We start from the raw sequence: 7,822 nt of genomic DNA on the forward strand, positions 1-7,822 counted from the left end.
CCGAATCCGGCCGCCGCTCGTCCGTCAGGCGGAACGGCCCTCTCGGAGGAAGGGCCTGTCTCAGACGAAGTGCTTGGAGAGCTTCAGCCCCTGGGCCTGGTAGTTCGAGCCCGCGCCCGCGCCGTACAGGGTGGCGGGGCGCTCGGCCATGCGCTCGTAGACGAGGCGGCCGACGATCTGGCCGTCCTCGAGCAGGAACGGCACGTCGCGCGAGCGCACCTCGAGGACGGCGCGGGCCCCCGCCCCGCCCGCGGCGGCGAAGCCGAAGCCCGGATCGAAGAAGCCGGCGTAGTGGACCCGGAACTCGCCCACCAGGGGGTCGAACGGCACCATCTCGGCGGCGAAGTCGGGCGGCACCTGCACGGCCTCCTTGGAGGCCAGGATGTAGAACTGGCCGGGATCGAGGATCAGGGCCCGGGACGGGTCGGCGTGCAGGGGCTCCCAGAAATCCGCCGCCCGGTGCGTGCCCGGGGCGTCGACGTCGACGAGGCCGGTATGGCGCCGGGCGCGGTAGCCGATGAGGCCGGAGAAGCCCGCAAGGTCGATGGAGACGCCGATGCCGCCCTGGAAGGTCGGGTTCGGGGCGTCGACCAGGGGCGAGGCCGCGTGCAGGGCCGCGAGGTCGGCGTCGGTGAGGCGGGGCTCGCCGCGCCGGAACCGGATCTGCGACAGGCGCGAGCCGGTGCGGACCTTCACCGGGAAGGTGCGGGGCGAGATCTCCGCATAGAGCGGCCCGTGATAGCCGGCCTCGACCTGGTCGAAGGCGGCGCCCCGGTCGGTGATGACGCGGGTGAAGACGTCGATGCGGCCGGTGGAGCTCTTCGGGTTGGCGCTGGCGGCGAGGTCGCCCGGCAGGGCGAGATGCTCCTGCAGCTCGGCGATGTACACGCAGCCCGTTTCCAGCACGGCCCCGTGGCGCAGGTCCATCTCGTGCAGGGCGAAGGCCTCGATGCAGGCGGAGACCGTGCGGGTGCCGGGCAGGAAACTGGTGCGCACGCGGAACACCCGGGCGCCGAGGCGCAGGTCGAGGCTCGCGGGCTGGATCTGGTCGGGCGCGTAGGGCGTGTCGGGCCGGATCGCGCCCGCGCGCGTCAGCGCTGCGATCCCGGCCGCGGCCAGAATCCCGTGCTGGCGGCTGTCCGCCCCGTCCTGCACCGCGGCCCGAATCCCGTCTTGCATCCGCTCGCACCACCCGCTCGTCGATCGGGCACCACCCCGGCGGCCGGGGCGGGAACGCCGCATTCTGCACGAAATGCGGCCGGATCGCCTAAGGTCCGGTTAAGCCTCCGGGTCTTGCGCGATCCGCAGGACGATCCAGGCGAGGACGAGGCGCGCGATGGCGCCCATGGCGATCAGACCCGCGAGCGCGCTGGCGAGGATCGGGAAGCCGGCGGGCCAGGCCGCCAGGGCGACGGCGAACGGGACCGTGCCGAGGCCGGCGGCCGGTCCGAAGGCCAGCACCAGGGAGGGCAGGCCGGCGATCCGGGGCGGCCCGCCTCCGCGGCGGGCCAGCCAGGCCCCCGCCCCCTGCGCCAGCCCGTCGAGGGCCAGCGCCACGGCCAGCGCCAGGGCGGCCCAGCCGTTGCGCTCCGGCGCGGCCCAGGCGAAGGCGGCGGTCAGGCCCGCGAGGGCGAGGCTGGCGAGGAGGGCCCGGCCGGCGGACCGGACGGACGGGCGCGAAACGGTCTCCTCGACCACGGGGCACGGACCTCGTTCTTGCGCGGGCACCCCCGCATTCGCCACGATTGACGCGGTTTTGCGAGGGCCGTACCACGACGCCCTGTGCTTGTCGCGAACGCAGCGCGCTCGGGGTTCAGGTCCGGCCAGGGAGGCATGACGGGGATGTACAAGGCCCAGACGCGCGGGATCAGCGTGACCGTGATGCCTCGCTTCGTCGAGGAAGAATCGTCGCCGGCCGAGAGCCGCTACTTCTTCGCCTACACGGTCGAGATCGTGAACAACGGCCCCGAGCAGGTGCAGCTGCGCTCCCGCCACTGGCGCATCGTCGACGGGCGCGGCGAGACCCAGGAGGTCCGCGGCGCCGGGGTGGTCGGCAAGCAGCCGGTGCTCGAGCCGGGCGAATCGTTCAGCTACACCAGCGGCTGCCCGCTCACCACGCCGGACGGCCTGATGGCCGGCAGCTACACCATGGCGACCCATGGGGGCGAGAGCTTCGAGGCGGAGATCCCGGCCTTCTCGCTCGATTCGCCCCATGTCCGCCGCAGCGTGCACTAGGGCGATGTCCACCGAAGGCCCGCGCCCGGAGACCCTCGACTGGCTGGCGCGGCTCGTGGCCTTCGACACCGAGAGTTCGAAATCGAACCTCGCGCTCATCGACTGCGTGGCGGCCGCCCTCGACGACCTCGGCGTGCCCTTCGTCCGCGTGCCCAACGCGGCCGGCGACAAGGCGGCCCTGTTCGCCACCATCGGCCCGATGGTCGACGGCGGCATCGTGCTCTCGGGCCATACCGACGTGGTGCCGGTGACGGGGCAAGCCTGGAGCGCCGACCCCTTTACCCTGCGGGTGGCGGACGGGCGTGCCTACGGCCGCGGCGCCGTCGACATGAAGGGCTTCTGCGCCCTGGCGCTCGCGGCGATCCCGCGCTTCCAGGCCGCCGGCCTCGAGCGTCCGATCCACATCCTCCTGTCCTACGACGAGGAGACCACCTGCCTGGGTGTGGCCGACACGATCGCGCGGTTCGGGGCCGACCTGCCGCGCCCCGGCGCGGTGATCGTCGGCGAGCCCACCGACCTCGAAGTGGCCGACGCGCACAAGAGCATCGTCACCTATCTCACCACCGTGCACGGGCACGAGGCCCACTCGGCCAAGCCGATGCTCGGGGCCAACGCCGTGATGGCGGCGGCCGACCTCGTCTCGGAGCTGAACCGGATCGCCGACGCGATGATCGCCCGGGGCGACGCCTCGGGCCGCTTCGACCCGCCCGCCACCACCGTGCATGTGGGCACCATCGCGGGTGGCACGGCCCGCAACATCCTGCCCAAGGTCTGCACCTTCCACTGGGAGTTCCGCGGCCTGCCCGACCTCGACATGGGCGAGATCCCCGCCCTGTTCGAGGCCAAGGTGCGCACCGTGCTGCGCGACCGGCTCAACCGCTACGGCGATTACGGGCGGATCGAGACGCTGGAGGAGGTGGCGGTGCCGGGCCTCGCGCCGGAGCCCGGCTCGGCGGCCGAGCGGCTGGCCCTCCGGGTGGCGGAGCGCAACCACACGATCTCGGTGCCCTACGCCACGGAGGCCGGGCGCTTCCAGGTCGCCGGCATCCCCACCGTGGTCTGCGGCCCCGGCTCCATCGACCAGGCGCACCAGCCGGACGAGTACATCACGCTCGCGGCGCTCAAGGCCGGCGAGGCCTTCATGGACCGCCTCGCGGCGGCGTGCGTGACGCCATGACCGCCTTCGTGCCCCGCACCATCGCGGCGGACGGGCCGGTGAAGCTGCGCCCGCTGGAGCGCGAGGACCTGATGTTCGTGCATCAGCTCAACAACAACGACAGCATCATGCGCTACTGGTTCGAGGAGGCCTACGAGTCCTTCGCCGAACTGGCGCAGCTCTACGAGCGCAACATCCACAACCAGACCGAGCGGCGCTTCATCATCGCCAATGCGGACGGCGCGCCCGCCGGCCTCGTCGAGCTCGTGGAGATCAACCATCTGCACCGGCGCTGCGAATTCCAGATCGCGATCCACCCGGCCTTCCAGGGCCAGGGCTACGCCCCGCGGGCCACGCGCATCGCCATGGACTATGCCTTCAGCGTCCTCAACATCCACAAGCTCTACCTGCACGTGGACAAGGACAATGCCCGCGCGGTGCGGATCTACGAGCGCTGCGGCTTCGAGCCCGAGGGCATCCTGAAGGACGAGTTCTTCGTCAACGGCAAGTACCGCGACGCAGTGCGGATGTGCCTGTTCCAGCCCGCCTACCTCGCCCGCCGGGGCGGCGGCGACATCGCCGATCCCGTCCTGAAGGCCTGAGCGCCGGGCCTCCGCGAGGAGGTCCGGCGCCGCGTTCAGGTCCTGCGATCGGCCTTTGCGATCAGTTGCGGCCCGCGCCGCCCTGCCCGCCGCTGCGCTCGCCGCCACCCATGCTGCCGGCCTTGCCGCCCTGCGCGCCGGCATTCGGGCCGCGCTCGGCCCCGCCGGTCCGGTTGCCGGTGTTCATGGTGCCGCGCTCGGCGCCGCCCGAGCGGTCGGCCGCGTTGCGGATGCCCGAGCCCTCGGTCCCGCGGTCGCGGTTCGTGTCGCGCTCGGCCGAGGCACTGTTGCGGTCCCCCTGCTGGCGGGTGTCGGCGTTGCGGATGCCATCCCGCGACGTGGTCTCGGTCGAGCGGACGTTGCGCGTGTCGCGACGCGCGTCGGTGCGGGACGAGACGGCCTTGCCGCGGAAGCCCCGCTCCTCGAAGCGGGCGCCGACGGTGCCGCCCCGGCGTTCGGTCACCGTCAGGCGGCGATACTCGGGCGAGCCGTAGACCACGCGCTGGCCGCGCACCACGACATAGCGGGTGCCGGGACGGCGGGTGGTCGTCTCCTCGACGCGGACGAGGCGGCGGTACTGGGGCGAGCCGTAGAGGACGCGCTGACCGCGGATGGTGACGTAGCGCCGGCGCGCGCGCTCGACCACGCGGTCGCCGCCGCGATGCTCGATGGTGACGAGGCGGCGATATTCCGGCGAGCCGTAGACCACGCGCTGGCCGCCGATGAAGACGAAGCGGCCCGAGCGGCGTCCGCCCTCGAAGCGTTCGCTGCGCGACTCGCTGCGGGTGTTGACCGAGACGCGGTCGCGCTGCTCGCGGCCGCCGACCCGGTCCTCCCGGGACGAGGTCCGGGTCGCCCGGTCGCCGCGCGCACCGTCGCGGTCGCCCCGGTCCGCGCTGCGAGCCTGCGAATCCTTGTTCTGCGAATCTCGGGCCTGAGAATCCCGGGCCTGGGAATCCCGGCCCTGGGACTCGCGGGCCGCCGTGTCGCCGCGCCCGCCGCTCTCCATGCGGCTGCCCTCGCGGCGTCCGCCCGCCTCGGCCCGTCCGCCCATCTCGCTGCGGGCGCCGCCCGAAGCGCCCTCGGCGCCGCCCTGGCTGCGGGCGGCGGCCCCACCACGGCCGCCGGCCTCGCTGCCGCCGGCGGTGCCGGCCTGGCCCGCGCCCTGGGCGTAGGCTGACGTCGTCATCAGCAGTGCCGTCAGACCGACGACGATATTCTTGCTGACCAGATTTTTGCCGACCACGAATGTCTTCATCGACGTTCCTCCTGAGCTCTTGTCGAGCACTCTTGAGAAACCCCAAACGTCGAAACCTGAGAAACGGTTCAAATGCGAGGCCCGGCTGTGGGCGCGAGCATTTGCAGCGTCTTGTCCTCGTCAAAGGTCAAGCTTGGCGATGCTGCCGCGACACCTGTCGCGGCAGCCCCGGATCAGGGGCCCGACTGGGCTGCGACCTCGGCTTCCACCGCCGCCGGATCGAGGTCGTAGTGCCGTGAGCAGAACTCGCAGGTGATGCCGATGCGCCCGTCATCGGCGATCATGTCCCGGCGCTCCTGAGGCGAGAACGAGGTGATCATGCCCATCACCCGCTCGGGCGAGCAGCGGCACTGCTCGTGCACCGCCTGTGCCTCGAACACCCGCACGCCGCGCTCGTGGAACAGGCGGTAGAGCAGGCGCTCGGCCGAGACCTCCGGGTCGACGAGCTCGTGGTCCTCGATGGTGGACACGAGGCTGCGCGCCTCGACCCAGGCGTCGTCCTCGGGCACGCCGTTCGCGTCGAGGTGGACGTGGCCCTCGGGGATGTCGCCCGGGGGCAGGTCGGCGAGCCGGGCCCGGTCGATGGATTGCGGCAGGAACTGCACCAGGAGGCCGCCGGCCCGGTAGGTCCGGGCGCCGCCGGCATATTGCTCGGCCACCGCGAGGCGGACCTGGGTCGGGATCTGCTCGGACTGGCGGAAGTACTGGTGCGCCGCCTCCTCGAGGCTCTGGCCCTCCAGGGCGACGACGCCCTGGTAGCGGCTGCTGGTGGGACCCTGGTCGATGGTCATGGCCAGGTGCCCCTGCCCGATCAGGTCCGGGTCCTGGAGCGGGCCGGCCCCGAGGGCGTCCACCCGCGCGGTGTCGAAGCGCGCCGTGGCGCGCAGGCGGTCGGGCGCCTCGAAGTCGACCACGATCATCTCCACCGGGCCGTCGGTCTTGGTCTGGAGCTGGAAGCGGCCCTCGAACTTCAGGGACGAGCCGAGGAGCACGGTGAGCGCCGCCGCCTCGCCGAGGAGGCGGGCCACCGCATCGGGATAGCCGTGCCGGCGCAGGATGGTGTCGACGGACGGGCCGAGGCGGACCACGCGGCCGCGCACGTCGAGGGCCTCGACGGCGAAGGGCAGCACCACGTCGTCATCGCCCTCGATGAGGAGCGGCGGGACGGATCCCGTGGTCGTTCCAGCAGGCATTCCAGAAGTCATGGCAGCTCCGATCGGGCTCGACGAACGCGAGGGCTGGGCCACGGACCGCGCGACCCCTCGGGGGCGGGGTCGTGAGATCGCCGAACGGTCTCGGCGGCGTACCGGTCGGAACGGCCGCGCGCGTCGCGCGGCCGCGCCCAACCCTCAGGGAAGAACGGTCCCCATATAGGCATCCGGGCGCGGCGGCGCGACGGGGCGGGGATGCGGCCCGTGCACGGGTGGTCCCGCACCAGGCCGCCCCCCGGGGGCGGTCCCCGCCGTCAGAGGCCGTGGGCCTGCAGGCACCAGGCGAGGATGCCCTTCTGGGCATGCAGGCGGTTCTCGGCCTCGTCGAAGATCACCGATTGCGGGCCGTCGATCACTTCGGCGGTGACCTCCTCGCCGCGATGGGCCGGCAGGCAGTGCATGAAGATCGCGTCCTGGGCCGCGGCGGCCATCAGGCGGGCATCGACCCGGTAGGGCACCAGCAGGTTGTGCCGGTGCTGGTCGTCCTCGTCGCCCATGGAGACCCAGCAATCGGTGACCACCGCGTCCGCTCCGTCCACCGCTTCGTAGGCGTCGGTGGTGACGTTGACGGTGGCGCCCTGCGCCTTCGCCCAGTCGAGGAGCGGCTGGGGCGTCGACAGCTCCGGCGGGGCCGCGATGTTGAGGGTGAAGTCGAAGCGCGCGGCGGCGTGCACCCAGGAGGCGAGCACGTTGTTGGCGTCCCCCGACCAGGCCACGGTGCGGCCCCGGATCGGCCCGCGATGCTCCTCGAAGGTCAGGAGGTCGGCCATGATCTGGCACGGGTGCGAGACCTTGGTCAGGGCGTTGATCACCGGCACGGTGGCGTACTCGGCCAGCTCCAGCATCAGGCCGTGGTCCAGGATGCGGATCATGATCGCGTCGACGTAGCGCGAGAGCACCCGGGCGGTGTCGCCCACGGTCTCGCCGCGCCCGAGCTGCATCTCGCTCCCCGTCAGCATCAGGGTCTCGCCGCCGAGCTCGCGCATGCCGACGTCGAACGACACCCGGGTCCGGGTCGAGGGCCGGTCGAACACCATCGCCAGGGTCTTGCCGATGAGGGGGCGGTCCTCGGCCAGCGTGCCCTTGCGGCGGCGCGCCTTGATGCGGGCGGCGGCGTCCAGCACCGTGCGCAGTTGCTCGGCCGAGAAGTCCTTGAGGTCGAGGAAGTGGCGGGTTCCGTGGCCGGTCCCGTTCAGTGTCGTGGTCATCGGTCCGTTCTTCGTGTGCGTGGTCCCGGTCAGGGCAGTTTCGGTCGGGGCGGGGCGGCGTCGCGGCCGGTGCGGCCGTCCGGTGACGCGCCCGGTTCCTGGCGGTTACTCGGCGGCGCCGCGCAGGCGCGTCCCGAGCCGGCCGGCCGCCG

8 protein-coding genes are annotated in these 7,822 nt (G+C 72.6%); 3 read left to right on the forward strand and 5 right to left on the reverse strand.

Annotation, left to right across the window (positions count from 1 at the left end; translation table 11 throughout):
• Positions 1 to 60: 60 nt before the first annotated feature.
• A complete protein-coding gene (locus tag ASF20_RS21165) occupies positions 61 to 1,179 on the reverse strand; it encodes a 2'-deoxycytidine 5'-triphosphate deaminase (RefSeq protein ID WP_056277719.1) in 1,119 nt (372 codons plus the stop codon).
• A gap of 99 nt (positions 1,180 to 1,278) precedes the next feature.
• A complete protein-coding gene (locus tag ASF20_RS21170) occupies positions 1,279 to 1,698 on the reverse strand; it encodes a hypothetical protein (RefSeq protein ID WP_056277722.1) in 420 nt (139 codons plus the stop codon).
• Positions 1,699 to 1,842: 144 nt separating this feature from the next.
• Between ASF20_RS21170 and apaG the strand changes: the two genes are divergently transcribed.
• From apaG to speG, 3 genes are read left to right on the forward strand one after another with little or no spacing between them, the layout of a single operon-like run.
• Complete coding sequence (gene apaG / locus ASF20_RS21175) at positions 1,843 to 2,235, forward strand: Co2+/Mg2+ efflux protein ApaG (RefSeq protein ID WP_055950877.1); 393 nt, start codon at positions 1,843 to 1,845, stop codon at positions 2,233 to 2,235.
• Between the two features lie 4 nt (positions 2,236 to 2,239).
• On the forward strand, positions 2,240 to 3,412 hold the full coding sequence (gene argE / locus ASF20_RS21180) for an acetylornithine deacetylase (RefSeq protein ID WP_056277725.1): 1,173 nt from the start codon (positions 2,240 to 2,242) through the stop codon (positions 3,410 to 3,412).
• Positions 3,409 to 3,993 (forward strand): spermidine N1-acetyltransferase, encoded by a 585-nt coding sequence (gene speG / locus ASF20_RS21185; RefSeq protein WP_056277728.1) that lies wholly within the window; start codon positions 3,409 to 3,411, stop codon positions 3,991 to 3,993. The genes argE and speG overlap by 4 nt, the downstream gene beginning before the upstream one ends.
• A 61-nt stretch (positions 3,994 to 4,054) precedes the next feature.
• Here speG and ASF20_RS21190 read toward each other — a convergent pair whose 3' ends face one another.
• From ASF20_RS21190 to argF, 3 genes are all read right to left on the reverse strand, one after another.
• On the reverse strand, positions 4,055 to 5,251 hold the full coding sequence (locus ASF20_RS21190; RefSeq protein WP_056277733.1) for a hypothetical protein: 1,197 nt from the start codon (positions 5,249 to 5,251) through the stop codon (positions 4,055 to 4,057).
• Between the two features lie 173 nt (positions 5,252 to 5,424).
• Entirely contained in the window at positions 5,425 to 6,444 is a 1,020-nt protein-coding gene (locus ASF20_RS21195; RefSeq protein WP_056277736.1) for an Hsp33 family molecular chaperone, read from the reverse strand.
• 272 nt (positions 6,445 to 6,716) lie between these two features.
• The gene (argF, locus tag ASF20_RS21200) at positions 6,717 to 7,670 is read right to left on the reverse strand and encodes an ornithine carbamoyltransferase (protein WP_056214080.1); all 954 of its coding nucleotides are present in this window, start codon (positions 7,668 to 7,670) and stop codon (positions 6,717 to 6,719) included.
• Between the last annotated feature and the right edge of the window lie 152 nt (positions 7,671 to 7,822).

The organism is Methylobacterium sp. Leaf88, assembly GCF_001422795.1.
Taxonomy (GTDB): domain Bacteria; phylum Pseudomonadota; class Alphaproteobacteria; order Rhizobiales; family Beijerinckiaceae; genus Methylobacterium.

Coding starts and splice junctions, on each gene's coding strand:
- ASF20_RS21195 (WP_056277736.1), bottom strand. CDS start 6,444: ATGCCTGCTGGAACGACCACGGGATCCGTCCCGCCGCTCCTCATCGAG.
- speG (WP_056277728.1), top strand. CDS start 3,409: ATGACCGCCTTCGTGCCCCGCACCATCGCGGCGGACGGGCCGGTGAAG.
- ASF20_RS21190 (WP_056277733.1), bottom strand. CDS start 5,251: ATGAAGACATTCGTGGTCGGCAAAAATCTGGTCAGCAAGAATATCGTC.
- argF (WP_056214080.1), bottom strand. CDS start 7,670: ATGACCACGACACTGAACGGGACCGGCCACGGAACCCGCCACTTCCTC.
- argE (WP_056277725.1), top strand. CDS start 2,240: ATGTCCACCGAAGGCCCGCGCCCGGAGACCCTCGACTGGCTGGCGCGG.
- ASF20_RS21165 (WP_056277719.1), bottom strand. CDS start 1,179: ATGCAAGACGGGATTCGGGCCGCGGTGCAGGACGGGGCGGACAGCCGC.
- apaG (WP_055950877.1), top strand. CDS start 1,843: ATGTACAAGGCCCAGACGCGCGGGATCAGCGTGACCGTGATGCCTCGC.